This is a genomic window from Pseudomonas sp. GW823-FHT02E01 (assembly GCF_058797535.1).
The window spans coordinates 454129-479943 of the sequence record NZ_JBXAJS010000003.1 but is presented as its reverse complement, the minus strand read 5'-3'; the positions used below and the strand labels follow the sequence as shown (position 1 = coordinate 479943).

The following is a 25815-nucleotide window of genomic DNA, read 5'->3' as shown; positions in this document are numbered from 1 at the left end:
CCAAAATCCGGGCGAATCAAAGCCGCCTCGATAAGAAACCATCAGCCTTAATGGACTAACCAATAAGCTAAAAACTTCTAACCAATTACTTAACGTTTAACTTGCCTGTCAGAGTTGCGAAATCAGCTTTCTTTCCCTGCCCGGCACTGTCCCCATAGCAAGTTCATATTCACGCCTGCTGAAAGTAAGGGTTCCGGTGGGTTTCTGTTAGGTCCTGGGGACGACAACAGAAAATCGATCAGTGGGTCCTTCTTGCCTGCCAGCCAGTCTGCCAGCAAGGTGCCTGTCACCGTGCCACGGGTCACGCCCAGTCCATTGCAGCACAGTGCACCATAGACGTTGTTGGCCAGTTGCCCGAAGTGCGCCATGTGGTTGCGCGACAACGCTAGCGACCCGCCCCAGGTGTATTCGAAATTGACATCGGGGAGCATGGGGAATCTGCGATCAAACGAATCCTTGTGTCGCTGGATAAACCGCTCCAGGTATTTCTGATGGCTGCGTCCATCGGTATTGAAGCTGAAGCTGTTGCGCACCAACAGGCGGTTATCCGTTGTCCGGCGCAATGTAGTGCCGAAAGGATCGGCAGGAATAACACCCCAATAAGGCCGACCTCCCAAGCGTGCCTGCTCATCTTCCGTCAGCTGCCGGGTCAGGCTTGCGTACGTAAAGATCGGCAGCATGCGCCCTTTCAAAAAACCGAAGCTCATGGCGAACGCGTTATTGGTCAGCAGCAACTTGTCCGCAACAATACGACCGTTCTTATGGGTGAGGATGGTTTTGTCGCCGTACTCCACGTCGGTAATCGGCGTATTTTCATAAAGCGTCACGTTGGCCGGCAGGCTGTCGGCCAAGCCCTTTACCAAGGCGGCCGGCTGGATGAGTGCCGTGCCCGGGGTGAACAGTGCCTTGCGATAGAAAGGCGTGCCGATGTGATCCGGCAAGTCCTTCTCTTCGATCATTTCGTATTCTTGACCGAGTTTGTCCAGCCCACGGCGATAAGCATCCAGAACAGAGATACCCCGGTCTTCAATGGCCGCCTGATACTTCCCGCACATGCGCAACTGACAGTCGATCCGGTGTTTTTCCACGAGGCTCTTCAGAATGTGTTGCCCTGTCAGGTTCAACGCCATACTGATTTTTGCCGTCTCGATATCGCCGATATAGTCATCGGCACCGATATCGTGTGGCAGGTCGATGGCGAAGCCGGCATTTCTGCCGGAGGCCCCGTAACCGACCTCCTGGGCCTCGATCAGGACAATCTCGTCATCCGGAAAATTCAGCGCCAGTTGCCGAGCTGCCGCAAGCCCGGTAAACCCGGCACCCAGCACGACCCAACGGGCCGAGCGGATGCCCGAGTGGGGCGCACGGGCCACTCTCGGCTGGCTAAGGTGGAACCAGCCGCATGTAGAGTCATCTGCAGGTGTGTATCTGATTTTTGCCATTTTTCGCGACCTGGGCTCTTTTGTATTTGTAGTTACTAAAAGCGTCCCTTCTGCACGTTCTCGTCACACGGTTCATGCAAGTGGCATCGGTACTGCTTTTTAGTAGGTAAGTGCCACATCCAACCCTTCCGGCGCGGCGTACTCGGACATACGACGTCGCGACAATTCCAGATGCGCGCGCACGATATCTCCCGCCAGAACCTGATCATGGTTTTCAATGGCACTGATCATTTCGTCATGTTGTTGCGCCGCCACTTCCAGGTCTTCTTGCATGTCCACTGTCGTGGGATGGCGATAGAAGATCTTCCCCAGCCGCGCATGGTCGATCAGCAGGCGTTGCAGGCTTGGCATCAAGTAAGCGTTGTGAGCCATCTTGCCGATCTGCAGATGGAACTCGTCGTTGTAGAGCACTCGCTTCTCTACATCTTTCTCTTCGATGGCCGTGCGGAAGAACGCCTGGATGCGCTTGAGCTCTGCAATCTCCGATGGCGTTGCATGGGCGGCCGCCAATTGGGTGGTGGCGATGTAAATCAACGGGGCTGCCAGGAAAAAGCTTCTGAGCGACTGGTAGCTCATCGACGACACGCGGGCGGCACGGTTCGCCTCAAGATCGATGTATCCCTCGGCCGCCATCTGCCGCATGAGTTCGCGCACAGGTGGTCGGGAAAGGCCGAACTCGTCGCACAAGGCCAGTTCGTCAACGACTGCGCCAGGTGCCAGCTCCATGCTCAGGATCCGGCGACGCAACGCCTCTCCCAGCACAGCTTTACGGTCAACGGGCAGATCCGCGGTGGCTTGCAGATCGAGTTCTTTGGTAGCCATTTATTAGAAACCTTTGTACGGGTGAGTGAACGCTGTCTACTACCTGTATTCTCACTATAAAACAACGTAATTCTTTGTGTCTACAATTAAAATACACATTCAAAACAGCCTTCATCCCGAATCGACGGGTGGTTTTTGGGAGGCGGATTTAGGGTGGCGTCAGGGCGCCGGATTTTGGCAAAAACAGGCATTGGCACGCCCAGGCATACCCTGAGCGCACTCGACTCATAAATGGCGGATGGAGAGCGCCGTGAGCATCAAATCAATGGGGTTTCTTTACTTGACCAGACGAACTTCCTTCGACGGGCGATAGCCAAAGTAGGAGCTGTAACACTTGCTGAAATGGCTGGGTGAAACAAAGCCACAGGCAACCAGCACATCGACCTGGGAGAGCTCCGTGTGCTGCAGGAGCCGACGCGCTTCGGTGATGCGCAACTCCAGGTAATAGCGTTGCGGTGTAGTGCCCAACTGCTCCCTGAACAGGCGTTCGAGTTGCCGGCGTGAGCGGCCGGCGTAGGCCGCCAGTTGCTCCAGTTCCAGGGGCTCTTCGAGGTTGGCATCCATCAGCTTGACCACCTCCCGTAGCGGCGCACTCAAACAGATGTTTTCTGTCGGCTTGATGCGCCGGTAGCGAGACTCTTCAAAAGCAAGAATGTCCTCGATGCCTTCGACCAGCGCTTTGTCGTGCAGCCCCTTGATCCAGTCCAGCGCCATGTGGAATGCCCCGGAGGGACTGGAGGCTGTAAGCCGGTCTCGATCAATCACATAGGGCTCACTGCTGACCTGTGTCGCCTTGCAGAACTCGGCGAGTGCGGGACGGTGCTCAGGATGTATGGCGCAACGGTAACCCGTGAGCAATCCGGCGCGCCCCAGGAACCATGCGCCATTCCACAATCCGGCGAGCGTGATGCCCAGCCCTGCAGCAGTCTTCAGTAATTGGATGAACTCTTCGGACGCTCTCAGCTCTGTCCTGTAGCCGCCACAAATCACCAGCAGATCCAGGTCTTGAAGTACCGAACAATTGATACGGGCATCTGGCCGGATGACCAGGCCCAGGTCACTGATGACCTCCCCGTCGTTCAAGCCGAACGTCTGGGACGAGAACAGCTTGGGACGCAGTAGATTCGCGGTGACAATCGTATCCAGCGCCTGGGTGAACGCAGGTAAAGAGAAATGTTCGAGCAACAGGAATCCGGCTCGAACCATTTGCGTCGGCTGGTTGGGGTTGTCATTCACATAGCGAAGATTCTTCCCCTTCATGCCTCCGCTAAACTGGCGTCTTTCGATCAATCTTCGATCCACTCTATTACGTTCGAGAATGCGTCATTTGTAGCGTTGAGAAGCCCATCATCCTGACGCCACTCCTGCCGGGTCAAGCAAGTTGAAAGCCATGACGAAGGGGATCTTTGTCATCCACAAAAATGGTGTTGTGTCCGGTGATCTGCGCCCAGCCACCGATACTTGGCCTGATACCGTCAAACGTTCCCACTTTCACCGACGCTTCGACTTTTCCTTCGAAGATCGTACCGATCAGGCTTTCGTTGCGGTACGTGTCCCCGACCTTCAACCGTCCTTTGCCAAACAGTTGCGCCATTCGTGCCGAAGTACCTGTGCCACCGGGCGAGCGATCAATCGCCTTGTCACCGTAGAATACTGCACCGCGCCCGTCTGCTGCCGTCGAGTGTTCCTCGTCACACCAGATGACATGGTGAACGCCACTGATTCTGCTGTTCTCTGGATGCACGGGGTCACTGACTTCAGCCAAGGCGGCGCGCAGCTTCTGACTCAGGCTGACGATGTCTGCCGTGGTCAATCCGTTCAAACCCGGCCAGTTTTCCTGCGGCTCGACCACCGCATAAAAATTGCCGCCGTAGGCAATGTCTACGACAAGCTCGCCAACACCAGGCACATCCACCACCACATCGGCGCTGTGCAGATAACTGGCGACGTTAAACAGGCGGATGGAGTCAACATACTCACCGTTCATGGTGTAGTCGACATCCACGCGACCTGCCGGTGTCTCGATGGCCAGCCGACCAGGTTCGCGAGGCATGACCAGGCCTTCTTCGATGACGACGGTAGATAATCCGATGGTGCCCGCCCCGCACATCGGCAGGCACCCGCTAACCTCGATAAACAGGGCACCGAAGTCGCAATCCTCGCGGGAGGATGGATAGATGATCACGCCGGACATGATGTCGTGCCCTCGCGGCTCAAACATCAACGCTGTGCGTACCCAGTCATGATCGCGAACGAATATTTCGCGTCGCTCCGCCATCGACACGGATGGCAGCAATGGCCCGCCACCCGTGACGACGCGAACCGGGTTCCCGCACGCATGGGAATCAACACAAAAAAAACTACGTCTCATTCTGGAAATCTCTTACACGAGTTTGCGCGGGGAGTGACGCTGCAACGCGCCGCGAGACAGCCGATCCAGAAGGAGTGCGACAGCGACGATCGCCAGGCCGGCACGCAGGCCCAACCCCATCTCCATCCTTGTGAGGCCTCGGGTGACTTCAGCACCCAGTCCACCCGCCCCCACCAGGCCTGCCAACACCACCATTGCCAGCGACAGGAGGATGCATTGGTTCAGTCCCACCAACAGCGTCGGCGCGGCAGTCGGCAATTCGATCTTGAACAGTATCGCCCTCGGCGAAGCACCGATGGCCTGGCCCAGTTCAAGGAACTCCTTGGGCAGTTGCTTGAAGGCAAGGGTCGTCAATCTGAGCATCGGTGGAATGCCGTAGACGATGGTCGCAATGATCGCGGGCACCCGTCCCAGGCTAAACAGCATCACGGCCGGGATCAGGTAAACCCAAGGCGGTACGGTTTGCATGATGTTGAGGATCGGCAAGAACGCCTCGTCGACCCGCTTCACCCGTGCTGCCAGAATGCCGAGCGGAAAGGCGATGGATACCGAAATCAGCACCGCAACCGAGACCAGGGCAATGGTCTGCATGGACGCGACCCACAGCCCGGAGAACAGGCAGAATGCCAACATCAACCCGGCAAACAGGGCCACTTTCTTGTTGGCAAAAAACAATGCCAACACCACTACCCCACCGATCAGGGCATAGGGATGCGGCGCAAGCAATGCACCCTCAACGCCGCCCAGCACCGCCTCGATCACCTGACTGATGACTTTGAACAGCCCATGCAAATTGGCGTTGAGCCAATCGACGGCGGGTGCGAGAAATGCGCCTGGTGAAAAATGGATTTCTGCTGAACTCATTTCGATTCTCCCATCCGGGAACGTGCGGCGCTCTGCGCCAATCGATCCAGAATCATGGTCAAAATCACGATGGCAATGGCTGCGTTGATCGACTTGGCGATGTCCAGCGTGCGAACAGCGCCATAGATCGATTCACCCAGACCGCCGGAACCGACGATGCCGGCAATGACCACCATGCCGAAGGCCATCATCAGACTTTGATTGACCCCGGCCATGATGCTTGGCATGGCAAACGGCAGGCGGATCTTGAAGAACATCTGCCATCCGGTGACGCCGCTGGCGTCCCCCAGTTCGATGAACTCTTTTGGCGTCATGCGAATCCCCAGGGAGGTCAGGCGCATGGCAGGTGGCACAGCAACAATGAAGGTCGCCAACAGTGCCGTGGCCGTGCCATAGCCCAGCAGCGCAATGGCCGGCAGCAAGTAGATGTAGGGTGGCATGGTCTGGATCAGATCCAGGAACGGATCCACGACCCGATCAAATGAAGGCGCGAGCCCCGCCAGCACGCCCAGTGGTATCGCCACCACCAAGGCAAGCACGGTAGATGTCAGCACCAGGGCAAGCGTGCTGACTGTTTCTGGCCATAAACCAATGACATCACAAAACAACAAGGCCAGCCCGGTGAGGATCGCGAAACGCAAACCGACAGCCCGCCAGCCGATCAGGGCAATGGCTATCGCAATGACGTAGTAAGGTGGGTAGGCGATGCACCACTGCACGCCTTCGTAAACGCCCTTCAAAAACGCATTGGTCGTGTCGAACACGGACTCTCCATTGTCCATTAGCCATTCAAGGCTCGAGTCGACGACCGAATCGAATTGGTTGGAAAAGTCAGGCGTGCTCATGTTGAGGCCTCCAGTGCAGTGGCGGCCTTCGATACCGCGAACTCGTTTGGAATACCTTGGACGCCACGCAGCAAATCACGGGGCGTAATGATCCCCACTACCACTCCGTTATCAACCACAGCGAGTGCGTCGCGCTCGGACTTCATCGTCAAGCCGATAAGCTCGTTGATATCCGCATCGACTGAGGTTTTGATGAGCCGGGCGATGTCGCAGCCGGGGTTTGCTACCTTGAATGACTCCACGGGCGTCATGACGGAGTTTGCCCTGACCAGATGCAACCTGGAGATACCGGCGACAAATTCCGCGACGTAATCGTCCGCGGGGTTGAGGACGATCTCCTCGGCAGTTCCCACCTGAATGATCGCGCCGTCCTTCATGATCGCGATCCGGTCGCCGATACGAATCGCTTCGTCCAGATCGTGAGTGATGAATACAGCAGACTTGCCCAGTTCCTTGGTCAGTTGGCGGAACTCATCCTGCAACTGCCGGCGAATCAACGGGTCGAGCGCACTGAAAGGCTCATCCATCAGGATCACTTCCGGGTCTGCGGTAATTGCCCGGGCAAGCCCTACCCGTTGTTGCATGCCCCCGGACAATTCACTGGGGTAGCGCGACATCCAGTCGCTCAACCCGACTTTGGCCAAGGCCTGCTCGGCAACCTTGTAGCGCTCGGCCTTGCCCACGCCTTGTACTTCCAGTCCAAACGCCGTGTTCTCCAGAACCGTACGGTTAGGCAGCAACGCAACGCTCTGAAAAACCATCCCGATATGACGTGCCCTCACCTCACGCAGTTGTGCGGCATTCAACGACGAGAGTTCTTTGCCCTTGACTACGATCTTGCCGGCGCTGGGTGTGATGAGTTTGTTCAACAGCCTTATCAGCGTAGATTTGCCACTGCCTGACAATCCCATGATGCAGAAGATCTCTCCCCGGCGAACCTGGAGACTGACATCCGAGACCCCGACCACGCAGCCGTAGTTTTGCAGGATCTGAGTCTTGGTGAGCCCCTGCTGAACGACGGCATTCATCGCAGCAGGTGCGGCTTTCCCGAAGATTTTCCAGACTGACTGGCAATCTATCAGCACTTCGTTGGTATCAATGTTGGGCGTTGTCATTTTTCGTACCCGTCGAACCAGTTTTTCTGGTTTTTCTAATGAATCAAAGGGCGGCAGTGGCGTTTAAAAAGATGCTCGTTATTTCTTTATGTTTTCCCAGCGCTTCAACAGGTCAGCGTGCCCATCAGTCCAGCCTTGAATGGCTTGCTCCATGGTCTTGCCGTCCTTTACTTCACCGTTTATTGCCGTGATATCTGAAATCGGCACGTATACGCTGGCCATTACTTCACGTGCACGTGGGTTTTCCTTTGAGAAATCCTTGTGGCCAATCCAGTAGTAACCTTGTGGCGGTGGGAACACACCCTTTGGATCCTTGAGGAACTTCAGGTCGAACTTCTGCGCCATCCATGAAGGCTCCCACACAGTGACGGCAACCCACTCTTTACGATCGACTGCCGATTTCAATGCGGCTGTCATGGCAGCGGTACTGCCTTCGAGCAGTTGCAACTTGATGCCGTAGTCCTTGACCGCCTTGCTCGCGTCATTCATCAAGCCCGAACCTGGTTCGATACCGATGATCTTGTTGCCGAATTTCTCGGCGTTGTCATTGAGTTGTTCGATTGAGTCGATGTCGACGTATTTAGGTACGGCGATCGCCTGGTAAAGGCCGTAGGAAACCGGGGATAGTTTTTCCAGGCGGTTCTTGTTTTTGTTCCAGTAGTCATTCGCCGCGTAGTCGGTTTGTGAGGCAAGTACCTGGATATCACCTTTGGTCAGAGCGGCATAAGCGATACCCCACTCGGAAAACTCGATGACTTTTACGCTATAACCGGAATCCTCAAGCACCTTTTTGGTAATACCGGTAATGGGGGTCAAGTCTTCCCAGGTCAACGTGCCCATGGTGATTGTTTTTTCTTCCGCGTGAACAGGCAGCATTACCATGCCCATCATCGCGACCGCGCAGACTGCCTTCCAAATCTTCTTCATGGCGTTCCTCGATCTACGTTAATACTTTTTATATTAGTCTCTAAACAATAGAGGCCCGTGGTGCACAGCTATAAGCTCACCATCTGTTTCAGTTGTTGTTGCCTATCAATCCGTATCCGGATTGATATTCAATGCCGCCGTTTCTGCGACATCAACTCGTATCGATCCTCATGCCAATTAAGCGAGGACCGGTATTATTTAAATGGAGTTGGCAGGTCTGCCTTCATTCCATTGGGCGCGATAAACATTTCCATGTTCTCGCGGGAGAGCTCCCAATGCTCAAAGACCAGGTCAACTACAGCGCTCTCGTCACGACGCTCAATGGCTTCAATAAAAGAATCGTGGTGCTCTGCGGAAAGCTGTAGCCGTTGTTCCATGTCCTCATCGCGAGGGCGGAAAAATGTATGACCAATCCGTGCGTGATCAATCAGCAGTCTTTCGAGGCTGGGCTCAAGGTACTGATTGCCCGACATTTCACCCATGATTGCGTGGAATCGATTGTTTTCCACCACCATCATCAGGGCATCACGGGACACCGTCGCAGCACGGAAACGGCGTTGCGTTTCCTTCAGGTCAACCAGCTGCTGAGCCTTGAAATTCTGAACGGCCAGGCGACCTATCGCGGCGTACACCATGGGAGCCACCAGGAAAAAATTTCGCAGTGTCGAGTGGTTCATGGGAATCACCCGGGCACCGCGGTTCTCCCTGATATCGATGTACCCCTCACCGGCAAGACGTCGAAATACTTCCCGTACCGGGGTTCTCGAAAGCCCGTACCGTTCGCTGATGGCAACCTCATCCAGCGCCTCGTCAGGATCGAGCTCCATCGTGAGGATCTGACGCTTGAGGTCGTCATAAAGAGTGCTCTTGCCGTTTTTCACAATGACCTCCCGAGGCAGTCAAATCAGCGGTTACGGCTTGTTGTTGAATTCAGATTCGCACGGGTTTCGGGTGTCGTCAATGATTTGTATTTTTTATGTATACACAGAAAATACTGTAAGAACACACATAGGAAATAGATTATTTCCTTATAAATCAGATAGATAAAATTTAAAACCGAAATCATAGGGTCGTTAACAGAAATGTAACCTGTCGCAAATTGAACGGCCCTTCGGCCTCGGGATCGGGCACCTGGCTGGGTCGGATGTCCGACGGCGCCGTTTTCAAGACCGCAAACGACATGCTGCCGACATGACAAACAGGGCAATGTTCGAGAAATGTAGCGAGGGGGGATCTGGTCATTCAAAGCCGCGAAGCGGCTTCGACTTGAAGGAAGGGGTCGACCACGTCTACGCGGTCCGACCTGAATCAGCTCTCAGAGGCGATCGTTGACTCGCCAACGGTTTCTGCCGCCAGCTTCAATCGGTCCGCTTTACAAATGTATTTAGGCTTGCTCTTCGGTGCCAGTTTGGCACTGGCCTTTTTGGCCTTAGCCTTGAACAGTTGCTTTAGTTTCTTTTGACGGTTCATGTTGTTCTACTCAGCCTGTAATTCTTGAATGATATCAGCTTGAGACATTTAACCGATTCAACGTTGCTGTTCCACGATCCTGAGCCAGGGCCAGCGAGCCTGATAACTTCTCGCCTTCTGATCGAACAGCTCTGGCTTGAGATTCTTTGGGTTGATTCGAAGTAGCCCGTGCTCGGTGTCGGCCAGGCCGTTGGGCGCATAGACCTCACCCGTTTCGATATCCAGACCAATGCAGGTGCCGGCAATCAGGTAGCGATCTATCCCGTCTTTAGCCGACTGAAGCCTTGGATAATCCCCGCCAAAGCGCTGGCGGTACCACAGGTGGACGCGGGCCTGATTCTTGATCTCAATGTTCACGTCGAGGTCCTGGAACAGACGCTGACCTGATTCGATGACCTCATTCTCAGCTTCCCATGACAGGTCATCATCGAAGTAAAAGACGTCGTAATCCTTCACGCCCCACTCTGGCGGTCGCTGTGCCTGTTGATTCCAGACGGCCTGGAACAGGCAGCCGGCCGTTAGCATGCACTGGTTCAAACCGAGCTCCGGCAAACGAGCGGAAATCTCTGCGTTTACCGGATTGGTCATTGCGATCCTGACCAGGCTTTCGACAGTCAATGTCATCTTCATCCCTTCTGATTGATCTAATCCCGGCGACCGACAATACCCTCAACGCTGTTCAAATTTGCAAAAAAGTCGCCCTTTCCTCTCCCTCGGCCAATCTGGCGCGAATCATGCCTGATGCAATGGCCTGAAGTCGGTACTGACTATGTGGGTGACACTTTTGAAGTGAACCACCTCAGTGCCTGCCACGATAATCGATAGCTTACTGACGAACTGTCGAGGTCAAGCATGACGAACGCAACTACGGAACAAGTCAGCCCACAAACACTGAGAAGAGTGATTGTGGCTGCCGGCATCGGCAATTTCGTCGAGTGGTTCGACTTTGCGGTGTATGGCTTTTTGGCCACGACCATCGCCCAGCAATTCTTCCCCAGCGGCGATGCCAGTGCCGCGCTGCTCAAGACCTTTGCGGTATTCGCCGTGGCCTTTGCGTTTCGGCCCCTTGGAGGGATTTTCTTCGGCATGCTGGGCGACAGGATCGGCCGCAAGCGCACCCTTGCGATGACCATCCTGCTGATGGCCGGTGCCACGACCTTGATCGGCCTGCTGCCCACTTATGCGGCAATCGGGGTCATGGCGCCGATTCTTCTGTCCCTGATCCGTTGCGCCCAAGGCTTTTCCGCCGGGGGAGAATACGCAGGTGCCTGTGCCTACCTGATGGAACATGCGCCGAGTGACAAGCGCGCCTGGTACGGCAGCTTCATTCCGGTGTCGACATTTTCCGCCTTCGCCGCGGCCGCCGTGGTGGCCTACGCGCTCGAGGCATCATTGTCGGCCGAAGCAATGGGGAGCTGGGGTTGGCGCCTGCCGTTCCTGATTGCCGCCCCCTTGGGCCTGGTGGGTCTTTACCTGCGCTGGAAGCTCGATGAGACACCGGCATTCCAGGCGGTGACTCAGGAACATGCTGTCGCACATTCTCCACTCAAGGAAACCTTGCGCAACCATGGTGCGGCGATCTGTTGCCTGGGCGCTTTTGTGTCACTCACGGCACTTTCGTTTTATATGTTCACCACCTACTTCGCGACCTACCTGCAAGTCGCCGGAGGCCTGAGTCGCGCAACAGCGTTGCTGGTGTCACTGATTGCATTGCTGTTCGCTGCGGCGATCTGCCCGCTGGCCGGGCTGTATTCGGACCGGGTCGGGCGTCGAGTCACGGTGATGACCGCATGCGCGCTGTTGATCCTGGTCGTGTATCCATCGTTCCTGATGGCCAGCTCCGGCTCGTTCGCCGCGTCCATCGTCGGCGTCATGCTCCTGGCGATTGGCGCGGTGTTGTGTGGCGTGGTAACCGCAGCCTTGCTCTCGGAAACCTTCCCTACCCGCACTCGGTACACCGCCTCGGCGATCACCTACAACATGGCGTACACCCTTTTCGGCGGCACCGCGCCGCTGGTCGCAACGTGGCTGATCAGCACCACCGGCAGCAACCTGTCGCCAGCGTTCTATCTGATTGCGATTGCATTGCTCGCATTGGCGGGCGGGCTGGCATTACCGGAGACTTCAAGGATTTCCCTGCATGATGTTGCGGCGCAGGAGAAAGCCGAGGGCGTGGGCGCATCCGCCTGAAAACACGAAACGAGCCGGCCAGGCGTCAGGTGATCGAGGTCTCCCTAAGCGGCCGTTGACTGGCCGTCAAAACCCTGCACAATTGCCGGCTTTTTTCGCGACAGGACGTCACTCATGCAACGGATTGTAATTCTAGGCAATGCCGGTAGCGGCAAATCCACCCTCGCCCGCGCCCTTGGCAAGCGTCTGGGCCTGCCCGTGGTGCACCTCGATACCTTGTTCTGGGAGCCCGGCTGGATAGAACCCGACGCGGAGCAATTCCGCGCGCGGGTCAGCGCCGCGATTGCAGCAGATACCTGGATTTGTGAAGGCAACTATGCCCGGCGCACCTTTGACCTTCGCCTGCCCCGGGCCGACCTGATCATCTGGCTCGATACGCCGCGCCTGACCTGCTTCGCCCGAGTGATCATGCGCAGCGTCAGCAAGCGCCCTCGCCCTGACCTTGCAGCCGGTTGCCCAGAGAAGCTCGACCGGGCGTTCCTGACCTTTCTGAACTTTGTGTGGAATTTCGATCAGGGTTACCGCCCCGGTATCGAGGCGGTGCGCCTGACCACAGGTCCGCGGATTCCTGTAGTGCATTTGTGCAATAGCCAGCAGATTGCCGCCTTTCTCCATGGCTTGCCCGCAATGCCAGGCACCTGCCCTGTATAGAGGGCGCATGATTTCACATTGATATCGCCGATTTGTCATGAAATGACAAGAAATTGTCGTCGAATGAATGGTCGATAGCCTCCCCCGTCCATAAATTTCTCTTCGGGCCCGCGCGTTGAATCCCCCGATCTGACGCCTTGCCCGGCTGGCGCAATGCCTGGGCGCATTTCTGATTTATATGCTCAACATAATAATAATCCGAGGGGTCGCATTGTATGCGTGTGAATTTACCCGTAACCGAGCATGAAAGAGTTTTCCCCACCGAACAGCGATTGATCTCCACGACCGATCTGGATAGCCGGATCACTTACTGCAACGACGCCTTTGTTGCCATCAGCGGTTTCACCTACGACGAACTGGTGGGTCAGACCCATAACCTGGTTCGACACCCCGATATGCCACCCGGGGTATTCGTGCATATGTGGCACACCATCAAGCAAGGCAAACCCTGGATGGGTATTGTGAAAAACCGCTCGAAGAATGGTGATTTCTATTGGGTCAGTGCCTATGTCACACCCATCTATGAAAACGGACGCATGAGTGGCTACGAGTCGGTCCGCTCGGTGCCCAGCCGCGACCAGGTCCGCCGGGCATCAGCGCTCTATTCCAGGATGCGGGCCGGCAAGCCGATCATTGCGCGCAGCGCGCGGATTTTCCGGCCACTGCGACAGGGGTGGCCATTATTGATGGCTGGCGGGGTTTCACTACTGGGTAGTCAGTGGCTATCGACAACCGCGGCACAAGGGGTCCTGATCGCGAGCCTTGGAGTTGCCTGGTACCTGATCGAGTCCCGAAATCGCAAGGCCATCGAGCGTACCCTGGCCGAGCATCCGAAAGCCTTTTCCGATCCGTTGGTCGCCCTCACCTACAGCGATAACCACGGCCCCCAGGGGCAACTGGACATGGCCATGGTCAGTGAGGAAGCGCGCCTGCAGACAGCCCTGAGCCGGCTCGTCGATGCCGGGGTCAATGTCAAGGCCAAGGCGGCGCAATCATCCGAGCTCTCAGGTTCCCAGGCGCAGTCGCTTGATCGTCAGCGCAGTGAAACCGATCAGTCTGCCGCCGCCATTTCACAGATGGCCGCCACCATTCAGGAAGTCACGCAGAACGTCATCAGCACCGCACATGCCGCGTCGGAGGCTGACCAGTTGACCCGTGACGGTAGTGAGTTGGCCCGGCAAAGCCTGAGCGCCATGAAAACCATGCATGAGGCGGTCAACGAGATTGGCCAGGCGGTCGATGCATTGGCGAGCGAAACGCAATCGATCGGCAGTGTCGTGGATGTCATCACCTCCATTGCCGAACAGACCAACCTGCTGGCGCTCAATGCGGCCATCGAGGCGGCCCGGGCAGGTGAGCAAGGTCGCGGTTTTGCCGTGGTTGCCGACGAGGTGCGTTCCCTTGCACAACGCACCCGCACCTCCACCGAACAGATCCACGGCATCATCGCTTCACTGTATGCCGGTGCCGATCGCGCCGTATCAACGGCCAATCGTGGCGAGCAGATTTCCCGCGAAAGCATGCAAAGTGTCGAGGCGGTGCAGTCGGCGTTGGTCGGCATCAGCCAGGCCGTCACCCGGATAACCGGCATGAGCCAGCAGATGGCCTCGGCGTCTGAAGAACAAAGTCACGTGGCTGAAGATATCAATCAGCAGATCACCCGGATTGCCCAACTGTGCGACCACAGTGCCGGGCAGGCCAAGCAAGGCGCGGCGATCAGCCAGGATCTGGAAGTCATGGCCGATTATCTGCACAGCCTGGCCGAACGTTTCAGCCGATAGCCTTTAGTGCCTGTTGACCATCTTGCATCCGGACAACGGGCAGCCATCGGCCAGAAGCACTCATTCAATATCGGACTCTGTTTTGCCAGACACCGTAGGGGCGATTTAGCGTGGCGTCACATTGCGCCCCCACAAATTCATTCAGTGGAAAACAGCGACGCGTCCCTCAACGCCCCTAGTCCCAATGATAGAATCCTGTTTTGAAAAAGGAGTTTCATCTGTGGAGGCTGGAAAAATGAGTTGCCCATATTGCGCGGAAGTCATCATGGCTGAAGCCATTCTATGCAAGCACTGCCAATCCGACCTCAGGCAGAAAATACAAATCCCGCCTGGGCGGCCACTACCGTCAGAAAAGAGAATGGGCCCTGTCAGCAAGGTCCTGATCGGAACCATTATCGCCATCACCTTGTACCTGGCTTTCGGCTCTTCTGTCAGTAACAGGTCGCAAGACAAGGAAATGATGCAGGCCCGAGATGCCGTCGAACTATGCCGCCAGGAAGTAAACAGCTACTCCGGCCCTGCAGTCGGGAAAAGCATAATCGTAGAAACTTGTCAGAAGCTTGAAGACGAATTCCGTAAGGGTTTTGGCGACGCTCTATAGGAAAAGCCGATTACGAAGCCTGCCATTGAGCGGGCTTTTTTGCCTTTGGCATCAGGCAGCAAATCACTGATTCACCCAGCATGAAAATCCATCATGACATGTTATGACATCGTTAAAAAACGGACTTTGGTCAACAAATACGGGGTTAAAAGGACGAATGGTCGAGAGGCGTCAAGCGTGGGGAATTGCCGGGAGTTTGCAGCCACTACAGGCTTTTCAGGCAGGCACGTTCGTCGCGGCAAGGTGAACTTCACTTACTCAACGTGTCACATTAGGTCCCCGTCAAGCGAACTTCAGTGGAGGTATAGCCTTATGAGCATGGCCACAATTGTCAGTGCCGTGATTTCCAGTCTCGCACCCAGTGTCTTTGACCAGAACAACCTGCAAGAACCCGGCGCGCATGTTTCAGCCGTCGATTATCACTACGGTATGGACATCGATGTGAAACAGGTACTGCAGCGCACCGATACATCCGACAAGACCGGCGTAGTACCAGTGACTGTGGTCTACCTGGACAGCCAGGGTGAGCTTCACAAGATCCGTTTCCTCGAATGGGGTGCAAGCCCTGCCAGCCCCACCAGCATTGCCTGATCCGCTCGTCGATCGGATTCCGGGCCTCACCGCCCCCCCAGAAGCGGAAGTTAAACCTCCCATGCACTCAGTGCGATTGAGGTTTTTTGTTACCTGAAAATGGACATGATCGAATGACTAGACGTTCATTCGAGAAACTCACTTTTATCTTGGTGGCTTAATGTCGCAAGATTAATTGATAACAATTGCTGGATCTAAATGGCAGTCAGCAACGGTAAGTTCCAATCAAGCCGTGCATAGAGCCAAGTTGATTCACTATTGAAACCAAGAGGTCACCATGGAACTTAGTATGTTCTCTTCGTCCACCGTGGAATATGTGCGTTTAGGCGTTGTATATTTTCATCTTATCGCCTGCTGCGTAGCAATCGGGCTGGTATTGACCAGCGACATTGCAATGGTCAAGCAACTCCTGAAGGGAGATGCGTCAGGCCACCACGATGACGCGCACATGGAAAGCCTTCAAAAAACCGTAGTGCTTGCACTTGTAGCGCTCTGGATTACGGGCATTGGTATTGTCGGGATCGATTATGCCGGCAAGGGGATGGAATATTTCCTCAATCCAAAATTGCAAGCCAAAATCGGCATAGTTGTGCTGTTGACCTTTAACGGTTTCCTGTTGCATAGCGCGGTATTGCCGGCGCTGAAAAAAGCCGGTTCGTTACTCAAACTCTCCTTCAGCTTGCGCATGCTGGCGCTGTTCTCCGGCGCCCTCTCTGGCGTGTCGTGGTTCTATGCCGCCATGCTGGGTGTTGGTCGTCCGCTGGCCTGGAAGTATTCGCTGGTGGAGTTGCTGGCAGCCTATCCGGTACTCATCGTCGGTGGTTTCGGAGCGATGGTACTGCTCACTACCTGGGCAAAAAGCAGAGACACCGAAGCACGTAGGGACCAAGGCACCTGGTCACCAGGAAACGCCGCCCTGGCTGGATGGTGAGACAAGGAAGTTCAGCTTTAGCCAAAAAACCCATTTTTAGCAGTTCGTAAAATGTCACTTGAGGATACCCAAATGAAATCCATGAAAGCCCTTTTCGTAATCGCCGCTCTGACCGCTTCTTCTCTGGCGATGGCCACAGGTGGTGGTGACAAGACGTTCAATCGCATGGAGTCGGCCCGGAAAGTCTCGATGGAGGCCTTCCTGGTTGCACAGAAACAGAAGGCTGAAGCCGCTGTCGCTGAAAGCAAAGCCAAGACTACCAATCACACCAGCAGCTGATCGATGTAGCCTGTCCCCCCGGCTGACAGAAATGTGCAGCCTCAAGCCTCGCTAGCAGCACCCAAGGTGTTGCTAGCGCCGGTTTAACCGAGATCCCTTGGACCCACGCTTATGCCAGCCTCGCAAACCCGCCCCTCACCTGCGCCGTTGCTCAAACCAGGAGAGACGGTGGTCTTGTTCGACGGTGTCTGCAAGCTATGCAATGGCTGGGTGAGATTCTTGATTCGCCATGACCGCCAGCGGCGCGTGCGGTTGGCGGCGGTTCAGTCACCCGAGGGGCAGGCGCTGCTCGCATGGGCAGGTTTGCCCGTGGATCAGTTCCACACCATGGCGGTGATCCGCGACCGACACTACTGGGAGCGTTCGCAAGCATATTTCGAAGTCATTGCCCAGTTGCCCGCACGCTGGCACCCCGTGCTTCTGTTGCGCATCTTTCCTCGCACGCTTCTGGATTGGGCATACGACCGCATTGCGCTTAATCGTTATCGGCTCTTCGGGAAATACGACACATGCCTGTTGCCGGACCCTGATCATGAACAGCGCTTTTTGAAAGCCCCCCTGTGAACGCCCTCATGCGCATTAACCGGATCGCCCTGAGGAACCGGCTATCGCTTCAGGAGACAATCCCCTCAAACAAACGCCCGACAATGCCGGGCGCCCGTTCTTCAGGTCTGTACTCAGAAGCGATAGTTGGTGCTCAGCTCCAGCGTCCGTGGGGCACCGGGTGTGATCAGATCCACTGAGCCATGCGCCGAAGCGTAATAGTCCTTGTCGAAAACGTTGCGCAGACGCAGGGCCATGTCCCATTTCGGCTCGTTGTACAGCAGCGCGGCGTCCACGGTTGTGTAAGCCGGCATGACCACATTGTTATCCAGCGCGGTATAGCGATCATCGACATAGTTGGCCCCCATGCCCACACGCCAGGTTTGCGTCAGTGAACGCACCAACCACAGGTTGGCGCTGTGGCGCGGCGTCAGAGTGGGCACCTGCCCTTCGTTGGCGACCCCGTTGGTAAAGCTGTTGGACTTGGTGATTTCGGCATCCAGAAAGGCGTAACCGGCATAGACCTGCCATTTGTCACTCAACTGCCCGCTGGCGGTCAGCTCAAGACCGTCGGTGCGCTGCTCACCCGCAAGCACCAGTTTGGTCGGGTTCGCCGGATCGCTGGTTTTCATATTGGTGCGTTCCAGACGGAACAGCGCCGCGGTCAACGCCAGGCGATTGTCGAGCAGGTCCCACTTGCCGCCGATCTCGAAGTTGGTGGTTTCCTCTGGTTCAAGATCCTGGTTCGTCGTGCTCAGGGCGAACATCTCGGCGGAGGGTTGGTAGGAGCGGCTCACCGAGACGTAATAGGACTGCACTTGATCAGGCTGGTAGACCAGACCGACTCGCGGGCTCCAGGTCGTATCGGTGCGGGACAGCTCGCTGTGCGTCAGGTCATCGGCGTACTCCTGGTCGAACACGTCGTAACGCACACCCAGCAGTGCCTTCCACTGTGGCGCCAGTTCGATCAGGTCCTGTACGTAGAAGCCGGCGGTGTCCTGGGTGTTGGTACCCTTGGCGGTTTGCCGGTTGGCCTGGAACGGCACGTCGACCAAGGCATCGCGGTACACCGGCACCCGGGCCACATTGGATTGGCTGAATACGGACTGGTCCTTCACCTGGCGCCCCAACTCCACACCATAGAGCAGGTTATGGTTCATCCCGGCAAGCACGGCGCGCTGCTTGAGTTCGGTCTGGTTGAACCACCCGTCCTCCTTGCGCTGCACGTTGCCGCGGTTGAGTTTTACCAGCAGTTCACCATTGGGAGCAGTGACGAAACGTGTCGGGCTGGAGTCAGCGAGTGTGTTGTTGCGATCCAGGTCGTAGTGGTAGTAACGACTGGTATTGCTCAGGCTGAAATCGTCGTTGATCCGGTAGTCGACACCCGCCGTGAACGAGAACACTTCGCTGCGGGTGTAGTCATCATCCGGGTCGGCGGCACCGAAGCGCTTGTCGCGGTCCACATCGACCGGGCGGTCGCCTCGTGCCGGGATGCCGAAGTCAATCAGGCGCTTGTCATACAGATAGGTAGCACCCAGGTCCAGTTCCAGATCATCCGAGAGCTTGAAGTAGGCCGAAGGCGCGATGGCCTTGCGGTCGATGTAGCCGTCATCCCGGTAGGTGTCACTGTTCTCCAGCGCGCCTGTCACACGAAAGGCTTTATTGCCCTGCTGCTGATCGGCCCAACCGGCATCGAACTGAGTGCGTTTTTCGCCCTCGCTGTCGACACTGACGCCGACCTCCTGCTTGGGTGCGAAGTTGGGTGTCTTGCTAATGCTGTTGATCAGCCCCCCCGAAGAGCCTCGGCCATAGAGCACCGCAGCCGGCCCCTTGATCACTTCCACCCGCTCGACGTTGGACAGATCCCGGAAGTACAGCGCATCGTCGCGAATGCCGTCGACATACATGTCGCCAATGGCACTGAAACCACGGATGGTGACCTGATCGCGCTGACCGTCACCATTGGACAGGCCAATACCAGGGACGTTCTTCAGCACGTCCTCCATCGACCGCGCCCCCTGATCCTTGATGACGCTCTGGGGAATCACATTGACGGTTTGCGGGATATCTCGCAGAGGGGCGTCGATCTTCAGCGCGCTCCTGCTCTCGGTCGACATGTAGCTCTGCTCGCTGTACTCACTGTTCACAGCGGTTGCCGGTAGGGTTAGAGCAGACTCCGTTTCTGCCTGTAATTCAGGTACAACCAGAACACCCAGCAACGACAGAGAGGCTGGGTAAATGCGCGATCGAGCCACCATGGACACCTTTGTTTGAATTATCGCGCGAATAATAACGATCATCTTTTGTAAGTAAATACATATCATTCCTATATGCAACTCAGAACGATCGTCTCAATTTCATGGGCGGTCGACAGAAGCGTTAGTGCAATGCCGTACTCGGCAGCCATATTATTGAGACGCTGACGCTGTGGTGGATGACTTATCCAGCCCCCCTCGATACCCTTTCGCCCCCGGGTGCCTGACGGCAATTCAGGTCAAACCACACTTCATCCAGACGAACCAAAAATGAAATCCTCCGCAGGTTTGCTGTTGTCAGGTATCGAGCTGGACCGTGCCAGTTCCATCCCCTTGTACCGCCAACTCTACTTGCAGATTCGCAAACAGATCCTCAGTGGCAGGATTCAGGGAGGCGTGCGCCTGCCCTCCACCCGGACCCTGAGCAAGGAACTGCAGTTGTCGCGAATCAGCATTCTCAATGCGTTCGATCAACTGATTGCCGAAGGTTTTCTGACGTCGAGGACCGGGGCCGGGACCTATGTCGGCCATGAATGGGAAAGCCGCGGTATTGAAGACGATGAACACAAGCGCCAGCCCCCTCGCCTGTCCGACCTGAGCCAATCCATGCTGTCATTGCGCAGCGATCATTTTCGCGGCGTTTCCTATGCCGACTGGGCGACCGGCAGCCCGACCTCGTTCCTGCCCAGCCACAGCGCCTACGATGCATTCCCGCAATCGGTCTGGAAGCGGCTGTTGAACCGCCACCTGCACAAGCCGACCAAGGCCATGCTCGGTTATGGCGAACTGCAGGGATTGCTGGCCCTGCGCGAGGCGATTGCCGAGTACGTCTTCGATGCCCGTGGCATCGATTGCACTGCCGATCAGGTGGTCATCGTGTCCGGCGCCCAGCAAGCCTTCAACCTGCTGGGCATGCTGTTGCTCAATCCGCAGGACAGTTTCTGGATGGAAGATCCGGGGCATATCGCGGCGCGAATTGCGCTCCAGGCCCAAGGTGGTCAGGTCGTGCCGTTGCGTATCGACGAACAGGGGATCGATGTCCGGCAAGGCCTGGCTTTGTGTCCTGACGCCCGCCTGGTGTTTACCACACCTTCCCGTCAGCATCCCTTGGGCGTCACCATGAGTTATGGGCGACGCCAGGAACTCATCGACTGGGCCGCCCAGAATCAAAGCTGGATCATCGAGGACGACTGCGACAGTGAATTTCGCTACAACGGTCGTCCCCTGCCGGCACTCTATGCCATGGACCAATGGGCCCGGGTCATCTACGCCGGAACCTTCAGCAAAGTGCTCTTCCCCTCGCTGCGACTGGGTTACGTGATACTGCCGAACGCCTTGATCGAACCCTTCTGCACCCTGCGGGCGGTCATGGATCGCAGCCCGCCCACGCTGCTACAGGCCGCCACGGCGGATTTCATGCGCGAAGGCCACTTTCTCGGCCATATTCGCCGAATGCGCGCCCTGTACCAGGCTCGCCAGCAGGCACTGGTCGAACAACTGCAGAAACGGTTGGGCTCTTTCTTCAGGATCACGCCAGTGGAAGCCGGCATGCACCTGATCGCCTGGTTACCCGCGCATCTCGATGACGATGCCCTGGCCAGGGAACTCGGCCAGCATGACATTCATACCTATCCCCTGAGTGACTACTGCGTCGAACATGTCTTGCCACCCGCGCTGTTGATCGGCTTTGCCAGCACCCCCGAGGACCAGGCCCAGGCGCGCGTCGAAGCACTGGCCCAGGCCTTGGACAAAATGGGCTACCTGCAACCGGCCACTTGACCCAAGGCAAGTGGTCTTATGATTTAACTGATAATGGATCTATCGAGAGTTCCTGACTGGCGCGATAAAGGCTGCGCCGGTAGACCCGGTGTCTGAACCAGGAACGACTCGAATGAACAATAAGATCCAGGAACGATTCAACGCCTTGCTCAGCCATAAGGCTGTCGAGGCCGGACCCCCCCCCGTACTGACTGAGGCACTGGCCCACCGGTTGCTCGACCGACTGGCACAGTTGCGCCTGTTTGCCCATGCGTACCCCTTGCTGACCAACCTGACCCACGGCCGTGTCACCCCTGGCGACCTGCTGGATTTTGCCTATCGCCACGAACTGCAGGGCCTGAGCCTGCACCTGCTCGACGGTGAGGAAAACAGCCTCAGTCAAATGACAGTCGCGCAGCTTCAGGCGTTCGCTGCCAAGGCCAATGCGCTGGGGCTGGATGTGCATCTGGAAATCAGCAGCACGCTGAAAAAAGATGTCGATCAAGTGATCGCCATTGCCAAGACGCTGGGCACCCGCAACATCCGTGTCTACTCACGCTACGAAGGGGCGCTGTCCCGGGTCATGGACGTGATCGAGTCAGACCTGCACTACCTCGCGCAACAGGCAGACGAGCACAACCTGTTCTTCGACTTCGAACAGCATGAAGAACTCAAGAGCGCCGAAATCGCGCAACTGCTGAACCGGCTGAACCACCCTCGCCTGCACGCGCTGTTCGACTTCGGCAACATGATCAATGCCTGCGAGCAGCCCCTGGCGGCACTGCGCACCCTGGCGCCGCACATACGCCAGACCCACCTCAAGGGTGTGCGCATCGTGCCTGAACAAAACGGCTTCGGGCATTACGGCGTGCTGCAAGGCTGTGACGAAGACGACCTGCCCAACGCACGCATGTTGTTCGAATTGCTGATGCTCGGCGAATCATCCCCGCAAGTGATCGCCTTCATTCTGGAGCAGGAAAACCACTACGTCGCCCCGGCGTTCCGCCAGCTCGACGAAGCCGCCGACCCGTTCATTGCGTACCGGGAAATGAGTGAAACAGCGCTGCCGGAAGGCTTCTCGCTGGAGCGAATGCTGGCCGATGAGCACCGTTGGGCAAACAACCAGGTCGCCTACGTACGAGGTCTTCTGGCCGAGTTCCGCACCCTGGCCGAGTTGACCCTGGCCCATTGCGCTAACGCCTGAACCTGACGTGCCGACCGGCACTGCCTACCCAATAACGCCTGGAGAACAATAATGACATCCCAAGACAAGGCCAAATGGCTCAGATTCCTGATTCTCATCCTCGGTGGCGGCACCATCTACAAGCTGGCGAATCTCAAAGACGCCTTCTACATCCCCATGCAAGAATTCATGGGGCTGTCCCACACTGAAATCGGCGTGCTGCTGAGCGCCAACGCCATCATCGCCACCGCGCTCTTCGTGGTGGGCGGCATGCTTGCCGACCGGTACGACACGCGCAAGCTGATCCCCCTTGGCTTGATCGGTACCGGCGGCCTCGGACTTTACCTGGCGACCTTCCCGCCCTTCAGCAATCTGCTGGTGGTGTTCTGCCTGCTGGCAGTGTGTGCCGACTGCCTCTTTTGGCCTTCGCTGCTCAAAGCCATCCGCAACCTGGGTGACGATAAGGAACAGGGTCGCCTGTTCGGCCTGCTCGAAGGCGGGCGTGGCGTCATCGATACCCTGGTCGCCTTCTCTGCGCTGGGCGTCTTTGTCGCCATGGGCTCCGGTGAGAACGGTCTGAAATCGGCGATCCTGTTCTACTCGGTCATCGACATTCTTGCCGGTACCCTGACCTGGCTGCTGCTCAAGAGCGGCAATACCCAGTCGACCGTCAAGCCGAAGAACGGGTTGTCGAACCTGTTCGAGGCCATCAAGGTGCCGGGCATCTGGCTGGTCAGCCTCAACGTGTTCATGGTCTATATCGTGTACTGCGGCCTGACCTATTTCATTCCCTACCTCAAGGAAATGTACGAGCTGCCGGTGGCCCTGGTGGGCGCCTACGGCATCATCAACCAGTACTTCCTCAAGATCCTGGGCGGCCCTGCCGGTGGCTTCATTGCCGACAAACAGTTCAAGAGTTCCAGCCGCTATCTGAAGTGGGCATTCCTGGCGTTGTTGCCGCTGATGGGTGTCATCATGCTCATCCCGAAAAGCCCGGATTTCATCTACGCAGGCATGGCGGCCACCCTCTCCTTCGCGCTGATTGTCTTTTCCATGCGCGGCGTGTTCTGGGCACCCATGGGTGAAGTCGGCATTCCCCAGCACATCACCGGTTCAGCCTTCGGGATCGGTTGCCTGATCGGCTATGCGCCCGGCATGTTCGCCTACGTCATCTATGGCGCCATCCTTGATCACTTCCCGGGTCAGCAGGGCTACAACTACGTGTTCTCGTTGATGAGCGTATTGGCCATTGTCGGGTTCATGGTGTCCAGCCTGCTGTATCAAGCGGTCCGCAAGAATGCCACGATCACTGGCAAGGTCAGCGCCGCGCAAGCCTGAACATAGACGGTGCATGCAGTGCGGCGGTAACCGGGGTCTCTCGGTTACCGCCGCACTGTGCTGCCATCAAAAGGCGAAATCGGCCTCGTCCATGGCCATCAGACAATGGGCTCCGCCCCGCAGGCTTTCGCGGTGGCCACTGGCACGGGGCAGCACCCGGCGCCAGTAAAAATCCGCCGCTTGCAGCTTGGCCCGATAGAACCCGGGTTCGTCGGTACCAGCATCCAGTGCCGCTTGGGCACGCACAGCCGCCTGCAACCACAGTCCGCCCACCAGCACGTAAGCGCTGTACGCCAGGAAGTCCACCGACATGGCGCCGATTTCCTGCACATCACGCCGACACGCCTCGACCACCTCGGTACCCAGTTCACGCCACTCGGCGAGACGCTGCTGCATTGCCTCGGCCATTTGCCTCAGCGCTGCTTGCGAGCCGGCCGCGTCGACATGCACGGCCAGCTCATCGATCAAGGCGCCCAGTTCCGTTGCGCCGTCGCCCAGCACCTTGCGCCGCAGCAGATCCAGCGCCTGGATACCGTTGGTACCTTCGTATAGCTGAGTGATGCGGCTGTCACGCATCAACTGCTCCATGCCCCACTCGCGGATGTAACCGTGGCCGCCGTACAACTGAACGCCCAGGCTGGCGACTTCCTGGCCGACGTCGGTAAAGAAGGCCTTGACGATCGGAATCAGCAGCGCTGCCCGACGACTCGCCTTCTGGCGAGCCTCGGGTTGTGGGTCGCCGTGTTCGAGGTCCAGTTGCAGTGCGGTGTAGGCCGCGAGCAAGCGGCAGCCTTCGCTCAAGGTTTTTTGCGTCAGCAGCATGCGCCGAACATCGGGGTGCACGATGATCGGGTCGGCGCTCTTGTCCGGCGCCACCGGGCCGCTGATGGCCCGCGATTGCAGGCGCTCACGGGCATAAGCGAGGCCACCCTGGAAGGCGGCCTCGGCGATGCCCAGTCCCTGCAAGCCAACCTGGAAGCGTGCATCGTTCATCATGGTGAACATACAGGCCAGCCCCTGATTCGCTTCACCGATCAACCAGCCTTGTGCGCCGTCGAAGTTCATCACGCAGGTGGACGCGCCCTTGATGCCCATCTTGTGTTCCAGTGCGCCACAGCTCAGCGAATTGCGCGGCCCCGGAGTTCCATCGGCAGCGGCAATGAACTTGGGAACCAGGATCAGGCTGATGCCCTTCACCCCGGCCGGTGCATCCGGCAAACGGGCAAGGACCAAATGAACGATGTTGGCGGTCAGGTCCTGCTCGCCACCACTGATGAAAATCTTGCTGCCGCTGACCTGATAGCTGCCGTCGGCTTGAGGTTGGGCACGGGTTCGCAGCAGGGCAAGGTCGGTACCGGCCTGGGGCTCGGTGAGGCACATGGTACCGGACCATTCACCGCTGACCATTTTCTCCAGGTAAGCCTGTTTGAGCGCCTCGCTGCCATGGCGATGCAGAGCCAGTACCGCGCCTTCGGTGAGGCCGGAATAAATGCGAAACGACAATGAGGCGGCCATCAGCATTTCGTGGAAGCTGGCTGAAATCAGCTGCGGGAAACCCTGGCCGGCGAACTCCAGCGGTCCGGTCATGCTCGCCCAGCCGTTTTCAACGTACTGCCGGTAGGCGTCGCGAAATCCCTGGGGCGTTGTGACGTGGCCGTCGATCAACTGACAACCCTGCTCGTCACTGTTGCGGTTCAGCGGAGCGACCACTTCGGCGGCGAAGCGGGCGGCTTCTTCGAGGACGCCGTCGATGGTTTCCCGGTCCAGCCCATTGTTCAAACGCTCGCAATGGCCGCTGACATCGAACAGTTCGTGCAGCACAAAACGCATGTCGCGCAGGGGAGCTTGATAATTCATG

23 protein-coding genes and 2 pseudogenes are annotated in these 25815 nt (G+C 57.1%); 12 read left to right on the top strand and 13 right to left on the bottom strand.

The genetic code is table 11. The annotated features are described in order from the left end of the window. Positions 1-122 precede the first annotated feature (122 nt). From AC1RDQ_RS09425 to AC1RDQ_RS09375, 11 genes are all read right to left on the bottom strand, one after another. On the bottom strand, positions 123-1442 hold the full coding sequence (locus AC1RDQ_RS09425; RefSeq protein ID WP_492587034.1) for an NAD(P)/FAD-dependent oxidoreductase: 1320 nt from the start codon (positions 1440-1442) through the stop codon (positions 123-125). 99 nt (positions 1443-1541) lie between these two features. Beyond that, positions 1542-2264: a GntR family transcriptional regulator gene (locus AC1RDQ_RS09420; RefSeq protein ID WP_090455155.1), complete on the bottom strand. Its 723-nt coding sequence runs from the start codon at positions 2262-2264 to the stop codon at positions 1542-1544. A 276-nt stretch (positions 2265-2540) separates the two neighbouring features. Continuing rightward, positions 2541-3524 carry a GlxA family transcriptional regulator gene (locus AC1RDQ_RS09415; protein ID WP_492587153.1) on the bottom strand — a complete coding sequence of 328 codons (984 nt, stop codon included), beginning with the start codon at positions 3522-3524 and terminating at the stop codon, positions 2541-2543. 112 nt (positions 3525-3636) lie between these two features. Then, positions 3637-4635, bottom strand: a complete 999-nt coding sequence (locus AC1RDQ_RS09410) for a 4-hydroxyproline epimerase (RefSeq protein WP_492587032.1) — start codon at positions 4633-4635, stop codon at positions 3637-3639. A gap of 12 nt (positions 4636-4647) precedes the next feature. Further along, entirely contained in the window at positions 4648-5499 is an 852-nt protein-coding gene (locus AC1RDQ_RS09405; protein WP_492587030.1) for an ABC transporter permease, read from the bottom strand. Then, complete coding sequence (locus AC1RDQ_RS09400) at positions 5496-6344, bottom strand: ABC transporter permease (protein ID WP_154909030.1); 849 nt, start codon at positions 6342-6344, stop codon at positions 5496-5498. The genes AC1RDQ_RS09405 and AC1RDQ_RS09400 overlap by 4 nt, the downstream gene beginning before the upstream one ends. Beyond that, positions 6341-7459: a quaternary amine ABC transporter ATP-binding protein gene (locus AC1RDQ_RS09395; protein ID WP_057714867.1), complete on the bottom strand. Its 1119-nt coding sequence runs from the start codon at positions 7457-7459 to the stop codon at positions 6341-6343. The genes AC1RDQ_RS09400 and AC1RDQ_RS09395 overlap by 4 nt, the downstream gene beginning before the upstream one ends. Positions 7460-7537: 78 nt before the next feature. Further along, entirely contained in the window at positions 7538-8386 is an 849-nt protein-coding gene (locus tag AC1RDQ_RS09390; RefSeq protein WP_154909029.1) for a glycine betaine ABC transporter substrate-binding protein, read from the bottom strand. A gap of 194 nt (positions 8387-8580) precedes the next feature. Continuing rightward, positions 8581-9267 (bottom strand): GntR family transcriptional regulator, encoded by a 687-nt coding sequence (locus AC1RDQ_RS09385; RefSeq protein ID WP_057714869.1) that lies wholly within the window; start codon positions 9265-9267, stop codon positions 8581-8583. Between the two features lie 427 nt (positions 9268-9694). Then, positions 9695-9856, bottom strand: coding sequence for a DUF2986 domain-containing protein (locus tag AC1RDQ_RS09380; RefSeq protein WP_079246754.1), 162 nt, complete (start codon positions 9854-9856; stop codon positions 9695-9697). Between the two features lie 57 nt (positions 9857-9913). Beyond that, positions 9914-10480: a nucleotidyltransferase family protein gene (locus tag AC1RDQ_RS09375; protein ID WP_057716607.1), complete on the bottom strand. Its 567-nt coding sequence runs from the start codon at positions 10478-10480 to the stop codon at positions 9914-9916. 228 nt (positions 10481-10708) lie between these two features. Here AC1RDQ_RS09375 and AC1RDQ_RS09370 point away from each other — a divergent pair, with 228 nt between their 5' ends. From AC1RDQ_RS09370 to AC1RDQ_RS09330, 9 genes and pseudogenes are all read left to right on the top strand, one after another. Continuing rightward, complete coding sequence (locus tag AC1RDQ_RS09370; RefSeq protein WP_218495894.1) at positions 10709-12046, top strand: MFS transporter; 1338 nt, start codon at positions 10709-10711, stop codon at positions 12044-12046. Between the two features lie 114 nt (positions 12047-12160). After that, positions 12161-12697, top strand: coding sequence for a P-loop NTPase family protein (locus tag AC1RDQ_RS09365; protein WP_090455142.1), 537 nt, complete (start codon positions 12161-12163; stop codon positions 12695-12697). Between the two features lie 215 nt (positions 12698-12912). After that, positions 12913-13215 (top strand): annotated as a pseudogene (locus AC1RDQ_RS09360) (PAS domain-containing protein); the annotation flags it as partial. Positions 13216-13503: 288 nt separating this feature from the next. Further along, positions 13504-14478 (top strand): annotated as a pseudogene (locus tag AC1RDQ_RS09355) (methyl-accepting chemotaxis protein); the annotation flags it as partial. A 265-nt stretch (positions 14479-14743) separates the two neighbouring features. Beyond that, on the top strand, positions 14744-15079 hold the full coding sequence (locus AC1RDQ_RS09350; protein WP_407515456.1) for a hypothetical protein: 336 nt from the start codon (positions 14744-14746) through the stop codon (positions 15077-15079). A gap of 312 nt (positions 15080-15391) precedes the next feature. Beyond that, on the top strand, positions 15392-15670 hold the full coding sequence (locus tag AC1RDQ_RS09345) for a DUF2790 domain-containing protein (protein ID WP_102669614.1): 279 nt from the start codon (positions 15392-15394) through the stop codon (positions 15668-15670). Between the two features lie 277 nt (positions 15671-15947). Further along, positions 15948-16601 (top strand): hypothetical protein, encoded by a 654-nt coding sequence (locus AC1RDQ_RS09340; RefSeq protein WP_057714875.1) that lies wholly within the window; start codon positions 15948-15950, stop codon positions 16599-16601. 72 nt (positions 16602-16673) lie between these two features. Next, entirely contained in the window at positions 16674-16880 is a 207-nt protein-coding gene (locus AC1RDQ_RS09335; protein ID WP_223504820.1) for a co-regulatory protein PtrA N-terminal domain-containing protein, read from the top strand. Between the two features lie 111 nt (positions 16881-16991). Then, complete coding sequence (locus tag AC1RDQ_RS09330) at positions 16992-17444, top strand: thiol-disulfide oxidoreductase DCC family protein (protein ID WP_489340585.1); 453 nt, start codon at positions 16992-16994, stop codon at positions 17442-17444. A 113-nt stretch (positions 17445-17557) separates the two neighbouring features. Here AC1RDQ_RS09330 and AC1RDQ_RS09325 read toward each other — a convergent pair whose 3' ends face one another. After that, the gene (locus AC1RDQ_RS09325; RefSeq protein ID WP_057714878.1) at positions 17558-19681 is read right to left on the bottom strand and encodes a TonB-dependent receptor; all 2124 of its coding nucleotides are present in this window, start codon (positions 19679-19681) and stop codon (positions 17558-17560) included. Between the two features lie 267 nt (positions 19682-19948). Here AC1RDQ_RS09325 and pdxR point away from each other — a divergent pair, with 267 nt between their 5' ends. The 3 genes from pdxR to AC1RDQ_RS09310 all read left to right on the top strand — a co-directional run bounded on the left by pdxR (position 19949) and on the right by AC1RDQ_RS09310 (position 23957). Then, a complete protein-coding gene (pdxR, locus tag AC1RDQ_RS09320; protein WP_057714879.1) occupies positions 19949-21457 on the top strand; it encodes a MocR-like pyridoxine biosynthesis transcription factor PdxR in 1509 nt (502 codons plus the stop codon). 112 nt (positions 21458-21569) lie between these two features. Then, positions 21570-22640 (top strand): sugar phosphate isomerase/epimerase family protein, encoded by a 1071-nt coding sequence (locus AC1RDQ_RS09315; RefSeq protein ID WP_492587028.1) that lies wholly within the window; start codon positions 21570-21572, stop codon positions 22638-22640. A gap of 51 nt (positions 22641-22691) precedes the next feature. Continuing rightward, entirely contained in the window at positions 22692-23957 is a 1266-nt protein-coding gene (locus tag AC1RDQ_RS09310) for an MFS transporter (protein WP_407515452.1), read from the top strand. A gap of 66 nt (positions 23958-24023) precedes the next feature. Here the strand turns inward: AC1RDQ_RS09310 and AC1RDQ_RS09305 are convergent, their stop codons facing one another. After that, positions 24024-25814, bottom strand: a complete 1791-nt coding sequence (locus AC1RDQ_RS09305) for an acyl-CoA dehydrogenase C-terminal domain-containing protein (RefSeq protein ID WP_492587026.1) — start codon at positions 25812-25814, stop codon at positions 24024-24026. Position 25815 lies beyond the last annotated feature (1 nt).